This is a genomic window from Peribacillus psychrosaccharolyticus ATCC 23296, from assembly GCF_000305495.1.
GTDB classification, from domain to species: Bacteria; Bacillota; Bacilli; order Bacillales; family DSM-1321; genus Peribacillus; species Peribacillus psychrosaccharolyticus.
Genome location: NZ_AJTN02000184.1, coordinates 1 through 15,456 on the forward strand (window position 1 = coordinate 1; position 15,456 = coordinate 15,456).

A 15,456-nucleotide genomic window follows, 5' to 3' on the forward strand; every position below is an offset into this window, starting at 1 on the left:
ATGATGTTATCTTCGTCCATTAATAAATACCACTGCGGCAAGGGATAAGGGCTGGAGATACAATGGGTTATACAGTCTTCATAGACCATCATACTTTGCTCGCTGGCCCATTTACTTTGAAAAAAGGTAATGGCTTGATCCTTATATTCAGGATTTTCTTTTACAGAAATCAGTTTCATTCTTCTCACACCTCTCAGACTAAGTAATTAGCCTTTTTGTGTAAAAGTCCTTCTTTTTATTGAAAGGCTCTCTACTTATTTAATAATATCCTATATAATGGTAAAATATAATATTCAGATATTATCGAGGAGTGGGCAGTTGTTGAAGCGGATGTTTTGGTGCAGTTTTGGATTATTAGTAGTGTTGTTAACAGGATCATGTACGAATAAAGAAGAAAGTAAGCTAAAAGGAATTGAATTTAAAGCTAACGGTCTGGAGTTCGAGATTTTGGAAACCAATGTTCTTTTTGTCCATTACCTAGAAAAGGTTGATACGACGGAAGATGCAAAAGAGTTATATGATAAAGAAATCATCCAGCCAATCTATGATTCTTGCTTTAAAGAAGGTGAATACATACATATGGCTGAAGGTTTTCTAACTAATCCTCCCACTGATTTATCATTACTTAGAACGAATGTGAACAACTATGATTCGGATACAATGATAAAAAATATCAAGAAATCCTTAACTGAATCGGCTCGGCACTTACAGGGTAAAAAGAAAACAACCATTTGTGTAATCCCTTCTAAAGATAGTATTAATAACAATGATTTATTAGGATTGACCGTTGGTACAGGAAAAATCTTAATGTTTACACATCTGTTTGACTCAGATACTTCCATACAATCTACTATCGCGCATGAATATCACCATAGTGTATGGACCAAGAAATATCTCGAATCTTCACCTAGCGATACTGTATTAGATAACCTCGTCTTCGAGGGGAAGGCTAAAATGTTTGAAGATAAGGTGATTGGCCCAGTCTCTGTAGATAACTCGTATAACAGAACGGTTTGGGAGACTATTGAAGGAGATTTATTTAAAGAAGATATTGAGCGAACACTTGATATAATTAGCGGAACGGATGAAATTCCTTATCTATACGGCTACAGCGAGGGGTACAAAATAGTTAAGTCTTATTTAGAAGAATAGCCGGATACGAGCATTGAGGAATGGACGAAATTAGGTGCGACGACGATTTTTGAAAAAGGAAAGTATGTTGAGAAATTTTATCAATAAAGGAGTATATCGTGATCCTTCAAAATAGTGTATGTCATGGCAAGTATACCATTAGATCTGCCCATGAATCAGATGCGGAGAGCTTGTCCGAGTTACGAGTAAAAATTGATGGGGAAACTGAAAATATGGATAGAGAAAAAGGCAAAGCATTTATTGATATACCGGGATTTAAAGAAATCATAAAGTTCGACAGTGAGAGTCATAGAAACCTATTTTTAGTTGCGGTCATACATAATCAGATTGTCGGGTTTTCTAGATGCGAAGGAAGTGTTTTGAAAAGATTCTCACATAAAATAGAATTTGGCGTTTGTGTAGCAAAAGAATATTGGGGTTATGGCATTGGAAAAACGCTGTTAACTGAATCAATATTATGGGCAGACACCAACGGTATAAAAAAATAACCTTGAATGTGTTAGAAACGAACGAAAAGGCGATTATCCTTTATAAAAAGCATGGTTTTGAAATAGAAGGTGTATTAAAGAAAGATAAACTCCTCTCTGACGGGCATTACTATAACACATTGATGATGGGAAGATGGAAAGAATAGACAATGATGAAAGCATCATAGATTAACATAAGTGAGGGAGATTAAACATGTTTGGTTTTTTCACCAAAAATAAATTAGTTAAAGATGATTTAAGAGGAATTGCTACATTAATGTATGAAGATGTTTCAAGCAATCCTTGGGATCAAGAAAATCTAACAAAAAGGAAATTAGATTTCACGGTTGAGAGTGTGCGAACGATCGATCTTTATTCCCAACGGTTAATGACGACTGAAGATGGGTTAAAACTGATGAATCAGTATTTTGACAATTAAGTGGTACGGATAGGGGCTTATCTGGGTGAAGTGATTAGATATAGTATGTACGACAACGATTTTCAATGGTATGAATTTAATTCTGTAAACTCGTATTCTTCTAAACTGAGTGAAAATGACCGACGTCCTGAAACAGACACGGTACTCTATTCGAAAAAAAGGGACATCGTATTATTTCCTATTGCAGATGCAGAGTTATTCCTAGAAGGGAACTCGACCTATCCTACATTATTAAACTATGTAGATGAAACAATCAAACTGAATACGTGATAAGTTAGGCGGCGGGGTCAGGTGAGGGGACCTTGTTCCTTGGATATATTGGTGAAAATCGATTCTCTTCTGTAAGGCGCCATCCCTGAATCATTACAAGCAGCTTAGCGCTTTGAACAGCTGTATTCACCCTGCAGATTGCTTTCGTGAATCAATCCATACCAATGGAGCTAGGCTTGGTTCAAAAGTTACTATGAGAAATATGTATAAAAATGTTATAATACCCTAAAAAGAGGTGATTGTTTAGATGGGCGGAACCTTCTTTTTTCTTTTATTCATGTTTTTGCTTCCTTTCTTGATAATTATAGGTATGGCAAGCTTGATCCGTTTTGCACAAGAAAGGATGTACTCGTTATCGAGCATAGAAAAAAGAGCAGTTGATCCGTCAGGAGAAGTATCTGCCAAATAAATTCGATGGCAAGGTATAAGTGGGTGAAAAGGGAATTGAAAAGGCTCATGTACATAGCCATGTTACTGTGCTTATCCGTTTTATTTAGCGGGTGTGATGAGAAAACACAGAAATCAGATTCTGCGATAGCTGAAGCGAAGTTGTCGGAAAGAGAAAAAGAATTACTAAGGACTGTAACTGATCAGTATTTTGTATGCGATTACAAAGTGGATCCTAGCTATAAGACGGTAACTGTCTGGGTGGAAAAATATCAGTCTGGTAAAAAGGTTGGTGAAAAGCTTGCCCATATGACAGCTGAGGTTAAAGAGTCTGGTACGCTTACCTATGCGACTTCTAAAACGACTGAGGATCAGGACACTGCCTTTATCACAGGGATAGATGGAAATAGTAGTGCGAGTTCCGTTGTCGAGCATCGCTTAGAACGTTCTGCAAGTATACTCGGAAGCAATCCAGAACCTCTTCATCCAAGTAATGGGGAGTTGATTTTAGCCAGTTTAAGCTATGGAATAGATGGAAGTGAATTACGTTCACTATCTACTGATTTTTACCGTAATTCAGAAATAAACATAGACGAGTTACAAAATTATGATACGGTTTATTTGTTTAAGAGTAAGTTTACTCAATAAAGAAATACATAACTGAAATGGGAGTGTTTGATTATGATAGAAAGAATGGATACGGTTTGTTTAAAAGTGCATGATGTCGCAGCTTCAAGTCTTTGGTACCAAGAAATCCTCGGTTTTAAAGAGTCTGATAAAGGTGATGGCTATCGCGTGTTAAGCATTGGTGACAGTGGGACAGCTTTAACAATTGAAGAGGGAGATGAAGGAACGTTGCCTGGAAATCATGCGTATCCGATCTTTTTTACGAAAGACATTGAACAAACACGTACAAAATTAATGGAACAATCCATTAAGGTTAGTCAACTAAAAAAAGAAGGTCGAAATACTTTTTTTGATGTCTACGATATAGATAATAATAAATTGCAAGTATGTTTCTGGGAGTAATATGGAGGTGAAGCGGGTTGATCTCTAATAGCAGCATAAACGAACTGCGTCCCGACTGTGAGAACTGTTTTGGATTATGTTGTGTGGCACTGCCCTTTGGTGCCTCGGCAGATTTCCCTGTCGATAAAGAAAAGGGGAGGCCGTGTCCCAATCTGCAATCTGATTTTCGCTGCGGTATTCATAAAAGCCTTCGGCAGCGCGGCTTCAAAGGCTGTACAGTCTTCGAATGTTTTGGTGCAGGACAAAAGGTTTCCCAAGGCACATTTGGAGGTGTTCACTGGAACGAAGGAACAGATACTGCAAAGAAGATGTTTGACGTATTACCCATTATGCATCAGCTTCACGAAATGCTTTGGTATCTAAAGGAAGCGCTGACATTTAGTGAGTCACGCCTGATTCACAGTGATCTTCACAAATTGTTTATTGAGACGGAACAACTGACTAACCAAAGTGCTGATTTTCTTTTAGCATTAAACATACCAGCACACCGGGCAAGGGTGAACCCGCTGCTATTACAGACAAGTGAATTTGTGCGAACCGCACAACCTGCGCAAGTTTCGAAAAAAAGAAAAAAGCTGCTGAATCATCGAGGTGCAGATTTAATGGGTGTCAATCTAAGGGGAGCTGACCTTAGAACGGCCGATTTCAGGGGTGCTTACTTAATTGCTGCTGACCTTCGGGACACAGACTTGAGAAAGGCAGATTTTATTGGAGCAGATTTCCGTGACGCTGATATCAGAGGAGCCGATCTTACTGGAAGCATCTTTCTTACTCAAGTACAGGTGAATGCAGCAAAGGGAGACGCCGCTACGAAACTACCAAACTTGGTTTCTCACCCAAGTCACTGGTCGAAGAATAAGAAGAATGATTGGTAACTACAGGGCTGGTTCTAGTGAAATAGGTCCAGCCTTTTTTCACATGCTAAGCCTTTAGTGATCTAATTTTTAATCACAATTTCTCCCTCACCTATTGGTCTTTGGAAACCAGCAAGGTAGGAAGTTAAGATTTCTTCTGTAATAGGGAAAGCATTGGCATCATTCCGTTTGTTTCGTATCTTAAGCCGTTCACGCAAATCATTAGGATGCACGTCTAAATAAATTAGTTTCCAGTTACCTCCTGACTCTTCAATGAGTTGTTTGTAGTCGTTCCTTTTTTCACGGTCCCAAAAACTGTAATCAATCACCACGTGTTGTTTATTGTGAATGAACTGTATTAAATAATTGAGCAACTTTCTTTCTGCATCTTTCTTGTATTCTTCAATTTTTTCAATTGGAAAGTCAATGCCATATTGACCGTTAGTAGTCCAGATTTCTTCATCAATAGAAAGACGTACAAATCCTCTTTTTTCTAATTCTTTGGCGAAAGTAGTCTTCCCAGAACCAGCAACACCACACATCATGATCACTAGAGAGGTTAGGTCATTTCGTTCACGATAAAGGAAGTCAAAGTCAAACGTTTCAAACATCTGGATACTCCCCCCCGATTTTTTGAGATTGTTGAACATGATCTATTGGCGCAGCCGTTCCCAATTAAGGACCAGTACCGCAAGATATCGTAAATATGTCTTTTCCGCTCTCTTTTGCATAGCATAATTGTCCAGTGCTGCCTGTTTCATTATCCCAATCATTCCATAAAACATTGTATAGCTCACCAAACTGGGGATCTATAGTATTTGTGTTTCTTATTATTGCGAAAAAGCTTTGATAAGGATGGCCATCTTGTTGAATATAGTTTCTAACAGCACTTTTTGGAGAATGATCGTCATGTACGATAGGGGCTAAGAGTGGAGCAGAAATAATAAAGATTAATAAGAGCATACAAACAATGAAAAAACTAGTCCGTTTCCGCATATTTGAACCTCCTGTCTATATTAGTTACACCCTTATAATAAAAAAGGCAGGGAGGGGGCTTCATTCCTATCCCTGCTTGGACATATTGTTAAGAAATGGGTGACTGACTAGCGATTAATGCTGCAATTTTTTCATTAATATTACCACGCATCAGCCCGCCGTGATAGCAGACAACCGTCTCGATATCAAACGGTGTAAACTTCTCAAGTGATTGAAGAGCCTGATCCATGTTTACCGTAGAGTATGGTGAAGAGGGCTGCAGTTCACCATTATGGATGACTAACGCATCACTCGCAATTAGTGTCTTGCTAGCGTGATGATACAGACTCACATGACCTGGTGTATGACCTGGTGTATGAATAACCGTCAGTCCGCCTCCCATTGGAAGGGTCATTCCATCCGTCATTAGCTGGGTGACGGTTGGCTTGGACGGTCGTATAAAAGTATTTTCGTATTGCTTGCGTACGTCATCCGGTACTGATGCTAATTCGGCAGCTAAATTCTCAGATGGAAATTTTAAAAGTCCGGCTTTTCCATCAATCGTATTCCGATCGTCCGCGTGAGCATAGACATCGAATGGGGCTTCTCCTGAGTCATCTAAGAATCCTGGGAATCCGCCAATATGATCAATATCCTGATGTGTCAGTATGACCGCTCGAAGCGGTTTCTTAGAGAATCCTGCTTTCTCAACATAGGAAAGAATGTCTATTGCTAAGCCAGGCATGCCTGTATCAATTAAGGTCCAATCGTCTTTATCATTGATAATTACTGGGTGGATCATCATTGAGCGTCCACCGAGCTTCATTTCTAATTCTAGCATTTCTAATCCATCACTAATGCGCATATCATTGCCGAGCCGACGCAAAGAACGTCCTCAGCGCACCTCCCTTTTAGGAATATTTTAACATATCAAGTCAGCTCCGCATATAAGTTAACGTGAATGGCTGATAAAAGAAAAACTCCCGCTCTTCACATGAGGAGGAGCGGGAGTGGTAACCTTATATAATCGTTTCTAAATCGGTACTGGAACGTTTTTGGAGACTATCGGAAAATAAGCTATATGCAGCTAATTTCTTTTTGTATTGTTTGACAACATCGATGCGGTCATTATATATGAAGACATGTAACCGAATCTCTCTTTTTCCTTGTTTTGTGTCAAAGACGAATGAAGTTTCACTACCTTCTGGATGCAAAAATAATTGCTCATTTCCAGGGAATATATGTTTTTTCTTTAGAAATTTCGCTTCGTTAAAATGATTGATCACTTGAAGTTTTTCTTCACCTTCCAAGGGTATCCCATCCATTGTTAAGCTGGTATCCGCATGACTAATTTCAAAATGAAGATCAAATTTCCTCAAAATCCAATTCACTGCGTCAGTCGGGAGGCAGGAAACTAGTAGTTTAATAATACTAGCTATAATGGTTAACACGATAGCTGTTGTTGACATCTATTATCATCTCCATAATGCGTAAAATTATATTGTTATAACGTAATAATAGTACGTGAAAGCAATTAAAAGTGCAACATCTTTCACCATTTTTCTCACTTTTCACTAAATGAACACAGAAAAGGAGACGTGACAATAATCTGACATATAAATTTATTGCGGAAAAAAGCGATGGTTCTAAATTCCCTATTCTGTTGAAATCCTTATGTAAGTATATGAATAGTTTAATAAGTGTGAAATGTCGAAAATGAAAAAAACGACAATTACTTTTAGATGATGTCCCAGACCAATTATAAATTCTTTTCTAATAATGCCCCCACTCGTTGTGCCATGTAGTGAGGGGGGCAGGGCTTTTCTTGATTGAACCACCATTCCACTACTCCCACGATAGCAGCTCCTAAAAATTGAATACGCACCTCTTCACCGTCACTTAATCCTTGAGAACTTCCTTCGGTTATGTTTTCTTCATTCTTTAACTCTTGGAGAACAAATTCAAGGAACCGACTGCGAAAAATAGGGCCTCCTTTACTCGTTAACATCGTTGAGAAGAATAAATAATGACTCTCAAAGTACTCGAACCATAACAATACCGCATCAATATAATCAGTATTATTAGCTGCTACTTCGCAGAGTTCCCGCAGTTTGTAAATATGTTCTTCGATTAGCTTATCTAGGAGATCAAATTTATCCATGTAGTGAAGATAGATGGTTCTTCGGCTAACATTTGCCCTGTCGGAAATTTCTTGTATCGTAATCTGATCAATATTTTTTTCAGTCATCAGTTCAATAAAAGCTTTTTTTATCGCTTCTTGAGATTTGATTATTCTTCTATCCACCTTAGACACGGTGAGAGTCACCTAGCTTTCTGAAAAAGATTTACACAATTTTAAATGATTTGTGAATAAATACACGAATTACGATTATTTGGTAATTGCTGACACATTCTTTTTTGTTTACAATTATACACAGTTGTTACCTAATATACCAGTGTGCATTTTTCTGCGGATATCAACCAGTAGGAGTCGATCCTCTTCGCGGTTAGCAAGCTGCTTCAAATATTGGGAATCCACTCTGTCTAGCAGAGCAGATACAGGTAGGGATACTAATCATCACATTCTAAGGGGGAACTACTCAATGAAAATCACGGTAATTGGAGCGACGGGTGCGACGGGCAGGAAAGTGATAGAGCGAGCACTTGAATTGGGGCACGAGGTTGTAGCCGTGGCTCGCCGGCCGGAGGTCATCTCCCCTAAATCACGCCTCAGCGTCCGGCAAGGAGACGTGCTCGATATGCCGAGCATTGCCAAAGCCTTGGACGATACCGATGCGGTAATTAGTTGCATAGGTCCGACCAGAAACTTTTCGCCAGGCACCGTCATGTCGGAGGGTATCTCGAACATCCTCAAAAACTTTTCGCCGGGCACCATCATGTCGGAGGGCATCTCGAACATCCTGGCAGCCTGTCAGAGTGCCGGAGTCAAGCATTTCGTCATGCAGAGCGGCATCGGTCTGAGCGACGGAAAAGAACTTTCCGCATTCAATCGCTGGGCCATACACATTTCGGGCTGCATCTTCTCGAAGGCAGTAGAGGACAAGGCCATTGGCGAGCGTGCAGTGCAACGGAGCGACCTAGATTGGATCATTGTACGACCGGCCGCACTTAGCGATGTATCCGCCACTTCGAAATATACGGCAGGCCCCTCAATCCACATCGCTCCGCTCCTGCCGCTTTCCTTCGTCGACTGCGCCGACTGCCTCGTACGGGCGGCGACGAGTGAACCAACCTGGGTCAGGAAGATCGTTAACGTTGGGAGATAACGGGGGTGTCTTAATGGGAACTTTAGTTCTCGTTATTATAATTATGATATTTCTAAGTATTGTTTTTTTGAACCCTTTACCGGTTTTTGGAGCAAGACCGACCAAAAAGAAGAAACGCCAATTCCAGCAATCCGAGAACTTCATAAAAGGGAAATTTAACTATCCCATTGTATCGCGTCTTGACTATAGACTAAAGGTGTTACTTCCAGTACTTAGTGAATACGTGGAAGGAAATCCTAATGCGCGACCTAAAGAACCGCTTAAAGTTCAAAGGATAACAAAATCTTTTTTCTTAAAAAGCGTGAATAAAGCATCAGTTACATGGTTGGGACACTCCACCTCATTAATCCAACTGGATGGCAAATTATTATTGTTAGACCCGGTATTTACGGCCTATGCCTCTCCTTTTAGATTTGGTGGTAGACGCTATAGTGAACAATTGCCAATTGAAATTGCAGACCTTCCAGAAATTGATGTTGTACTTATATCACACGATCACTATGATCATCTAGATTATCGGGCAATCAAGAAATTAAAAAACAAAGTAAGAAAATTCATTGTCCCTCTCGGAGTAGGCAGCCATCTTGAGAGATGGGGGGTTAATTCTGAGCGGATAGTTGAATTTGATTGGTGGGAAGAAGCGGAGGTTTATAACCTGAAGTTCCGCTGCACACCTGCAAAGCATTCTTCGGGAAGAGGAATATTTGGTATGAATTTAACCTTGTGGTGTTCGTGGATCATAGAGGGAAAACATACAAAAGTGTTTTTCAGTGGGGATAGCGGCTATGGTCCACACTTTAAAGAGATTGGTGAAAAATATGGTCCATTTGATTTGACACTAATCGAAGCAGGACAATATGACAACAAAGGCTGGTGGCCATTGCATATGTTTCCTGAAGAAACGATACAAGCCCATATTGAACTCGGGGGTAACCTATTACTTCCTATTCACTGGGGGGCCTTTACACTAGCAATCCATGACTGGGATGAACCCATTGAACGTGCTCTCAAAGCCGCGCATGATAGAAACGTATCAATTGCTACGCCTCGTATTGGAGAAACAGTCGAAATAAGTTTATCTAATGTACCACTAACTCCATGGTGGAGAGTTGAATCATAAATGAATAATGAAGATTTATAGGCTAAATACAATCATACTCAAACTTTTTGAGGGGTCTGGCGGTATCTAAAATTAAAAAGTTAGCAGCCTTACTCTTTCAGCACAATCTCTCGCCGCTTCAGAAAGGCCGTTCAGCAGTGGTCCGTACTCCTGAGTAAGGTGATGTTTATAATAAGATTGAGATTGCGAATGCTATCTCTTTTTTTGTCTAAATTTTCGATGAGAGGTCTCCAGAGTCATAATAAATACTTATCAAAAAGTATAATTAACCAATGTTTTACTTATTGAAAATGAAGTTATAAGATGAATAAAGAGAGGTGGGTTTAAATGATGATTATAGGTTTACATCATGTTCAAGTAACGATTCCAAAAGGTGCTGAAGCAGAGGGGAAAACGTTTTATTGCGACATTCTTGGTTTACCTGAGAAAGAAAAGCCAGAATCATTAAAGGGGCGAGGTGGTTTTTGGTTAAAAGTTGGAGATCGAGAAGTACATATCGGAACAGAAGAGGGCTTTGACCGATACCAAACAAAAGCTCATTTAGCTTATCAAGTAGAGGATCTATCGTATTGGAGGAGGGTGTTAAATCAAAATAACATCCAGATCATTGAGGGAGTCCCTATACCAGGTTTTGAACGCTTTGAATTTAGAGACCCATTTGGAAATAGACTAGAGATGATACAACAATTATAAAAAATAATTAAGAGCTTAGGGAATTCCCTAAGCTCTTGTGTCAGTTATTATTTAATTGCCGCATTTGCAAATTCTTTTTAGCTTGACTTGCGTGCATTTTGACCATTACAAAACGTGCTATTGGCTGAATGATTAATGTCTCAGCTAGAAGAACGATTAAGAAGTTTCTCGGCCAAGTTGCTAACCAGTCGCTTATTGTATGTGAGCTAAACCCACCGTTACCAATGATCCCGCCAATAAGGGTCATGAAAAATGACATTCCGAATACAGTGAAGATGATACGGAATAAAATCTTTGCGTTAAAACTATCGGTTGGTGCAGTAAATTTTGCCACCATTTTTTCTGCAATGCGACCTACAAGTAGTGGTTCAATAATCATGGCAATAATCCACATAATCGGCAGTATTTTAACGATCATTAATGCAGCTTCGCCATTAAATTCTCCTACTGCTAGGATGATACTTAATGTTGACATAAACGTTGCGGTAAGGAAACAAATAATTCCCCCGTAGATTGCGCCTTCCTTGCCGTTTCTTGGTAATCTTGCTTCTTGTTCCATGTTCTGTTTTCTTCCTTCCAAAAATATATTTCAAATGTTATCGCTACTTGATCTAGCGTTCTAAAAGCAGGTACATTACAAATTCACCCTATATAATGTGGATTTACTCAAAGTCCAACAAATCCAGCTAGTAAAGAAGAAAAATTTGTCTACAGGTTTCAGAAAACCTTCAACAAATTCGGTAAACTTTTAGAAATAATAGTAAGTGGATCACTTGTCTTTTTCGTTAAACAAAGCATGATTCCACCTTCGATTGATGCGGTCAACATCAGAGCCATTGACTCAGCTGTTTCTTTTGAAAACCCATCTGACTCTAACTTGCTTGCATAAATGCCTTGAATCTTGGTGAAGGTAAGCGCACAGGCATTTCGGACAGGTTCACTTAATGAGCCCATTTCACTGACGATACTGCTAAATGTATATCCAGTAATCGTCCCATCCCGATCAAATTGCATGGCTAATTTCTCAATCATGGCTTGAGTTGCTGTTTGAGTAGAAGGATGATTACTGAAAATTTCTTCCATATCCGTTGTAATGGTTTCATTTAAAGAATGAAGACATGCGATGAGTAATTCTTCTTTTCCATTTGGGAAATGGTGATACAATGACCCTTTTGAAATGGAACAAACTTTTAAAATTTCGTTTAAACCTACCCCTAAATATCCTTTTTGATGAAACAGAGTTAGTGAAGTGTTAATGATCAATTCCTTTGTATCCATTTCTTCATTCAACTCCTCTAGACCAACCAGTCTGTTTTCAACTATACCAAAATAATGATTTATAAGTCAACCTTTTTTTGATTTCAGATTAGTTCGTCGTTTTGCTTGCATATGGAGTAAGTTGTTCTCTACCTTTTGCTGTAACGACAATCTTAGATTTCACTTCCCTTCCCCCTCGTGAAGGAATTCTAGGAATAGTTCGGTCTTTTTAATTGATTTCTTCATATCTATTAGGAGGTATTCTAGAAGGGAATTTAGGGGGGAGTTATTTGAAGGCCATTGTTTCTAATAAATATGGTTCAGCAGAGGATTTGGAATTAAAAGAAGTTGAAAAACCTATCCCTCAGGACAATCAAGTTTTGGTGAAAATTCATGCTGCGTCGTTGAATTATGGGAACTTGGTGCTTTTAAAAGGAAAACCGTTCTTAGCCCGATTTGCTTTTGGTCTTCTCCGGCCTAAATATCCTATCCCTGGAGGAGATATAGCAGGCACGATTGAAGCGGTTGGGCGAGATATTAAGAAGATGAAGGCAGGCGATGAGGTGTTCGGCGATCTATCGGGCTGTGGATGGGGTGGCTTTGCGGAATATGTATCTGTTCCTGAACATGTATTAGCCTTAAAACCAGTCAATAGTACCTTTGAGCAAGCTGCAGCAGTCCCGATGGCAGGTGTCACTGCAATACAGGGACTCAGGAATAAAGGAAAGATTCAATCGGGTCAAAAAGTATTGATAAATGGCGCTTCTGGCGGGGTTGGGTTAGCGGCTGTACAGATAGCTAAATCATACGGTGCAGAGGTTACAGGGGTATGTAGTACCCGAAATATAGATATCTTACGATCAAGCGGAGCCGATCATGTTATTGATTATACCAAGGAAGATTTCACCCAAAAACCACAAAGATATGATTTGATTCTTGGCGTGAATGGATACCAACCGATTTCAGCTTATAAGCGTGCATTGAGTCCCAATGGAATTTACGTCATGATTGGCGGTTCAGGAGCCCAATTAACCCAAGCTATGGTTTTTGGTCCATGGACATCCCTATTCGGGAGTAAGAAAATGGGGAACATGTTACAACGGCCAAACCAAGAAGATCTGCTGTATCTAAGCGACCTTCTTAAAGACGGCCAGCTAAAACCGACGATTGATCGTTGTTACACGCTAAGTGAAGTACCCGAAGCATTTAGGTATTTTGATGGGGGACACGCAAGAGGGAAAGTAGTGATCACGATGTGAAAAAATTGATTAATTAAAAGCAGAGCTGTCTTAAGGACAGCTTCAGTTAGTAGACAAAATTGATACGGAATGATTTCATTCCGTTCATGGATGTTTTCCTGCTTATCGAGGCAGCTCATGGCTTTTCATAGGCGTACTGTTATATTATTTCTTTATTGACATAGTATCCGCTTTTTAGATCACTTGTGTCCTCCTGAATTTGTTCTAGGGTAGTACGTGTTTCCTTTCAATCGCTAGGTTTTACATCCAGATTAACTTTAGAAAGACGGTTGATTGGAGTGTTGGCGTGAAGACTCCTGCGGGAATAGCGGGACAGGTGAGACCCCGCAGGAGCGTAAGCATTGATGCGGCTCACCGCCCGCCCGCGGAAAGCGAAGCGCCTTTCACTGCAATCAACAGCCCCATTTTAAAAACTAAAATAAGAAGACTGTAGAAAAACTTGATTGTCTACAGACTGGACTGTCTTTAAGTCAGCTTTTTCTTATGGTTAAAAATTTGCCCTATTTAGCTATAAGATTTGTTATAATTGGTTGACCTTTATTGGAAAAGTTATTGAAATGAGGAAAATAGTTGAAGAAAGTAACGCTTGTTTTAGTATTTATATTTTTAATGGGTTTATTGGGTTGTGAAGCAACAAACTCGGAGAACCAGAAAAGCACTTCTGACCACATAATCAAAGAAGATAAAGAAGCGAAATCACTTTATACCGTAGACAGTTATATGAAAACAGTCGACGAAAACCTTAAAGCAAAATCGGAAATCTTAATCAGTAATATAAAAGATTTACATACACGCACCATTTACTCGGAAGTAGAAATATTGGATTTTGTTGCATTTGTAGATATGTTTGACGTATCCATTACTATGTTCTCAATGGATAAACAGGCTAACGAAGTCTTTAACGAAAATAAGGATTCTACGAACTTTGCAGGTAGTCTGGATATGATTGAAAACGTAGCATACACACACCTTATGGGTAATCAAACAGAGGACTTTTGGACTTTTTACGAAAAAAATGAAGAAGAACTAAGTACTGCAGAAAAACAAGCGATCGCCAAATGGGTAACAGATTGCTGGGAAAAAGCAGATGGTCAATCACTCTCATTACCCGCCTACTTTTCTCTTCACGATGATTATGAATCCTTTGATTTAAAGAAAAAGCAGTGGATTACAGATGATGAGAAGTGGTCTTATTGAATTCATTAACGAAATTGCTCTTATGAAGGACGTATTCCTATAATCTACCTAGTTTGGTATACTTGATATATTATCCATAAATGGGCATTAAAGGGTGTTTTCGTGAAGGGAAACGAGTTACAATTAATTGGGGATACATGATGAATGTAGAATTAACAAGATTTAAAGTAAAAACGAGTCAAAGATTATATATTTCAAAGGAGATCCTATGAAACTACTAGCAGGGACAATATCGTTATCGGTATCTTTTATTTTATTTATCTATTTATATGGCTTACAAGCCACTATCTCTGTGAAATATTCTGCCGGTTTATATTTTTATCCTGTCCTTTTACTGATACTCTCTATGGCATGTTTTGGGAGAATACTGTATCAATATGATCAATCATTAAAGAAAGCCATGAATGAACAGAGAAATGCATAATGTCCGTTAGTTCGAATTATGAATTTGTTTTAATAATCGAACAGGCGTAAATACAATAAGATTTCCTTTTCATTAAGCGGTTTAAACTTATACTTACGGATTTGGCTTTCAATTCTCTTTTTATCATGATCTTTATTACTGAATCGATTTCCTAATTGAATCATTAATTCTGCCCAAACCGTTACCAAACCAGCAGAACCTAATTCTAGACCTAGTGTTTCAGTATCTAAAAGCTGGGATTTCGCTAATTCGTCCATCTCTTTTTTATATTCGCCTTTAATTAAAATATGGGGTTCCTTGTTATTGAATGCTAAAAGCAAATCTTCTGCATTGAACACTTCGAAGTAAGCATTTTCTTTCTCTAACGCTAATAATTCATCTAGTACTGTTCCTGCATTTTTCTTTACTGTTTTAGCTATCGCTTGAATGGTTGTGACGGAGTAACTGCTTACGCTTTTTTTATTTACACTTGATAACATTTGCTGACTTAACCCCGTTTGTTTGAAAACGTCATAGCGTTTTTTTTCGTTCTTTTGTAAGTAAATATCTAATAAACTCATGAAAAGATTGCCTCCAATAGGATCAAAAATTATTTACTAATAAATTTTTTACTTAATTATAGTTTACCATATATGTAAAAATTTAC

General features: G+C 38.7%; 20 protein-coding genes and 1 pseudogene. 13 read left to right on the forward strand and 8 right to left on the reverse strand.

The features are described 5' to 3' along the window. Nucleotides 1–330: 330 nt before the first annotated feature. The 7 genes and pseudogenes from WYK_RS09945 to WYK_RS09970 all read left to right on the forward strand — a co-directional run bounded on the left by WYK_RS09945 (nucleotide 331) and on the right by WYK_RS09970 (nucleotide 4,619). Complete coding sequence (locus WYK_RS09945; protein ID WP_051387429.1) at nucleotides 331–1,152, forward strand: DUF2268 domain-containing putative Zn-dependent protease; 822 nt, start codon at nucleotides 331–333, stop codon at nucleotides 1,150–1,152. 95 nt (nucleotides 1,153–1,247) lie between these two features. Further along, nucleotides 1,248–1,786 (forward strand): annotated as a pseudogene (locus WYK_RS09950) (GNAT family N-acetyltransferase). A gap of 47 nt (nucleotides 1,787–1,833) precedes the next feature. Beyond that, nucleotides 1,834–2,058: a hypothetical protein gene (locus tag WYK_RS25590; protein ID WP_235782481.1), complete on the forward strand. Its 225-nt coding sequence runs from the start codon at nucleotides 1,834–1,836 to the stop codon at nucleotides 2,056–2,058. Nucleotides 2,059–2,088: 30 nt separating this feature from the next. Next, nucleotides 2,089–2,328, forward strand: coding sequence for a hypothetical protein (locus tag WYK_RS25595; RefSeq protein WP_235782482.1), 240 nt, complete (start codon nucleotides 2,089–2,091; stop codon nucleotides 2,326–2,328). A 444-nt stretch (nucleotides 2,329–2,772) separates the two neighbouring features. Then, nucleotides 2,773–3,363, forward strand: coding sequence for a hypothetical protein (locus WYK_RS09960; protein ID WP_152526451.1), 591 nt, complete (start codon nucleotides 2,773–2,775; stop codon nucleotides 3,361–3,363). Nucleotides 3,364–3,396: 33 nt separating this feature from the next. Beyond that, nucleotides 3,397–3,744: a VOC family protein gene (locus WYK_RS09965; RefSeq protein WP_040374351.1), complete on the forward strand. Its 348-nt coding sequence runs from the start codon at nucleotides 3,397–3,399 to the stop codon at nucleotides 3,742–3,744. A 17-nt stretch (nucleotides 3,745–3,761) separates the two neighbouring features. Next, nucleotides 3,762–4,619 (forward strand): pentapeptide repeat-containing protein, encoded by an 858-nt coding sequence (locus WYK_RS09970; RefSeq protein WP_040374352.1) that lies wholly within the window; start codon nucleotides 3,762–3,764, stop codon nucleotides 4,617–4,619. 62 nt (nucleotides 4,620–4,681) lie between these two features. On the opposite strand, the gene WYK_RS09975 is transcribed toward WYK_RS09970, so the two are convergent. The 5 genes from WYK_RS09975 to WYK_RS09995 form a co-directional block, all read right to left on the reverse strand. After that, nucleotides 4,682–5,209, reverse strand: a complete 528-nt coding sequence (locus WYK_RS09975) for a P-loop nucleotide/nucleoside kinase family protein (protein ID WP_040374353.1) — start codon at nucleotides 5,207–5,209, stop codon at nucleotides 4,682–4,684. Nucleotides 5,210–5,273: 64 nt separating this feature from the next. Beyond that, nucleotides 5,274–5,594 (reverse strand): hypothetical protein, encoded by a 321-nt coding sequence (locus WYK_RS09980; protein WP_040374354.1) that lies wholly within the window; start codon nucleotides 5,592–5,594, stop codon nucleotides 5,274–5,276. A gap of 88 nt (nucleotides 5,595–5,682) precedes the next feature. Further along, nucleotides 5,683–6,459 carry an MBL fold metallo-hydrolase gene (locus tag WYK_RS09985; protein ID WP_235782483.1) on the reverse strand — a complete coding sequence of 259 codons (777 nt, stop codon included), beginning with the start codon at nucleotides 6,457–6,459 and terminating at the stop codon, nucleotides 5,683–5,685. 133 nt (nucleotides 6,460–6,592) lie between these two features. Next, nucleotides 6,593–7,042, reverse strand: coding sequence for a YfmQ family protein (locus WYK_RS09990; protein WP_040374355.1), 450 nt, complete (start codon nucleotides 7,040–7,042; stop codon nucleotides 6,593–6,595). Nucleotides 7,043–7,332: 290 nt separating this feature from the next. Next, nucleotides 7,333–7,887, reverse strand: coding sequence for a TetR/AcrR family transcriptional regulator (locus WYK_RS09995; RefSeq protein ID WP_040374356.1), 555 nt, complete (start codon nucleotides 7,885–7,887; stop codon nucleotides 7,333–7,335). A gap of 289 nt (nucleotides 7,888–8,176) precedes the next feature. Between WYK_RS09995 and WYK_RS10000 the strand changes: the two genes are divergently transcribed. The 3 genes from WYK_RS10000 (at nucleotide 8,177) to WYK_RS10010 (ending at nucleotide 10,673) form a co-directional block, all read left to right on the forward strand. After that, complete coding sequence (locus WYK_RS10000) at nucleotides 8,177–8,860, forward strand: NAD(P)-dependent oxidoreductase (RefSeq protein WP_040374357.1); 684 nt, start codon at nucleotides 8,177–8,179, stop codon at nucleotides 8,858–8,860. Between the two features lie 13 nt (nucleotides 8,861–8,873). Then, nucleotides 8,874–9,980, forward strand: a complete 1,107-nt coding sequence (locus WYK_RS10005) for an MBL fold metallo-hydrolase (protein WP_040374391.1) — start codon at nucleotides 8,874–8,876, stop codon at nucleotides 9,978–9,980. Nucleotides 9,981–10,310: 330 nt separating this feature from the next. Further along, the gene (locus WYK_RS10010; RefSeq protein WP_040374392.1) at nucleotides 10,311–10,673 is read left to right on the forward strand and encodes a VOC family protein; all 363 of its coding nucleotides are present in this window, start codon (nucleotides 10,311–10,313) and stop codon (nucleotides 10,671–10,673) included. 40 nt (nucleotides 10,674–10,713) lie between these two features. On the opposite strand, the gene WYK_RS10015 is transcribed toward WYK_RS10010, so the two are convergent. Together WYK_RS10015 and WYK_RS10020 are read right to left on the reverse strand one after the other, a co-directional pair. Further along, nucleotides 10,714–11,232: a DUF2798 domain-containing protein gene (locus tag WYK_RS10015; protein ID WP_040374358.1), complete on the reverse strand. Its 519-nt coding sequence runs from the start codon at nucleotides 11,230–11,232 to the stop codon at nucleotides 10,714–10,716. A 158-nt stretch (nucleotides 11,233–11,390) separates the two neighbouring features. Beyond that, complete coding sequence (locus WYK_RS10020; RefSeq protein WP_040374359.1) at nucleotides 11,391–11,951, reverse strand: TetR/AcrR family transcriptional regulator; 561 nt, start codon at nucleotides 11,949–11,951, stop codon at nucleotides 11,391–11,393. A gap of 269 nt (nucleotides 11,952–12,220) precedes the next feature. Between WYK_RS10020 and WYK_RS10025 the strand changes: the two genes are divergently transcribed. The 3 genes from WYK_RS10025 (at nucleotide 12,221) to WYK_RS10035 (ending at nucleotide 14,810) form a co-directional block, all read left to right on the forward strand. Continuing rightward, on the forward strand, nucleotides 12,221–13,189 hold the full coding sequence (locus WYK_RS10025; protein WP_040374360.1) for an NAD(P)-dependent alcohol dehydrogenase: 969 nt from the start codon (nucleotides 12,221–12,223) through the stop codon (nucleotides 13,187–13,189). A 570-nt stretch (nucleotides 13,190–13,759) separates the two neighbouring features. Beyond that, a complete protein-coding gene (locus WYK_RS10030; RefSeq protein WP_051387424.1) occupies nucleotides 13,760–14,386 on the forward strand; it encodes a hypothetical protein in 627 nt (208 codons plus the stop codon). 208 nt (nucleotides 14,387–14,594) lie between these two features. After that, nucleotides 14,595–14,810 carry a hypothetical protein gene (locus WYK_RS10035; RefSeq protein WP_040374361.1) on the forward strand — a complete coding sequence of 72 codons (216 nt, stop codon included), beginning with the start codon at nucleotides 14,595–14,597 and terminating at the stop codon, nucleotides 14,808–14,810. A 29-nt stretch (nucleotides 14,811–14,839) separates the two neighbouring features. On the opposite strand, the gene WYK_RS10040 is transcribed toward WYK_RS10035, so the two are convergent. Further along, complete coding sequence (locus WYK_RS10040; protein ID WP_040374362.1) at nucleotides 14,840–15,370, reverse strand: hypothetical protein; 531 nt, start codon at nucleotides 15,368–15,370, stop codon at nucleotides 14,840–14,842. Nucleotides 15,371–15,456 lie beyond the last annotated feature (86 nt).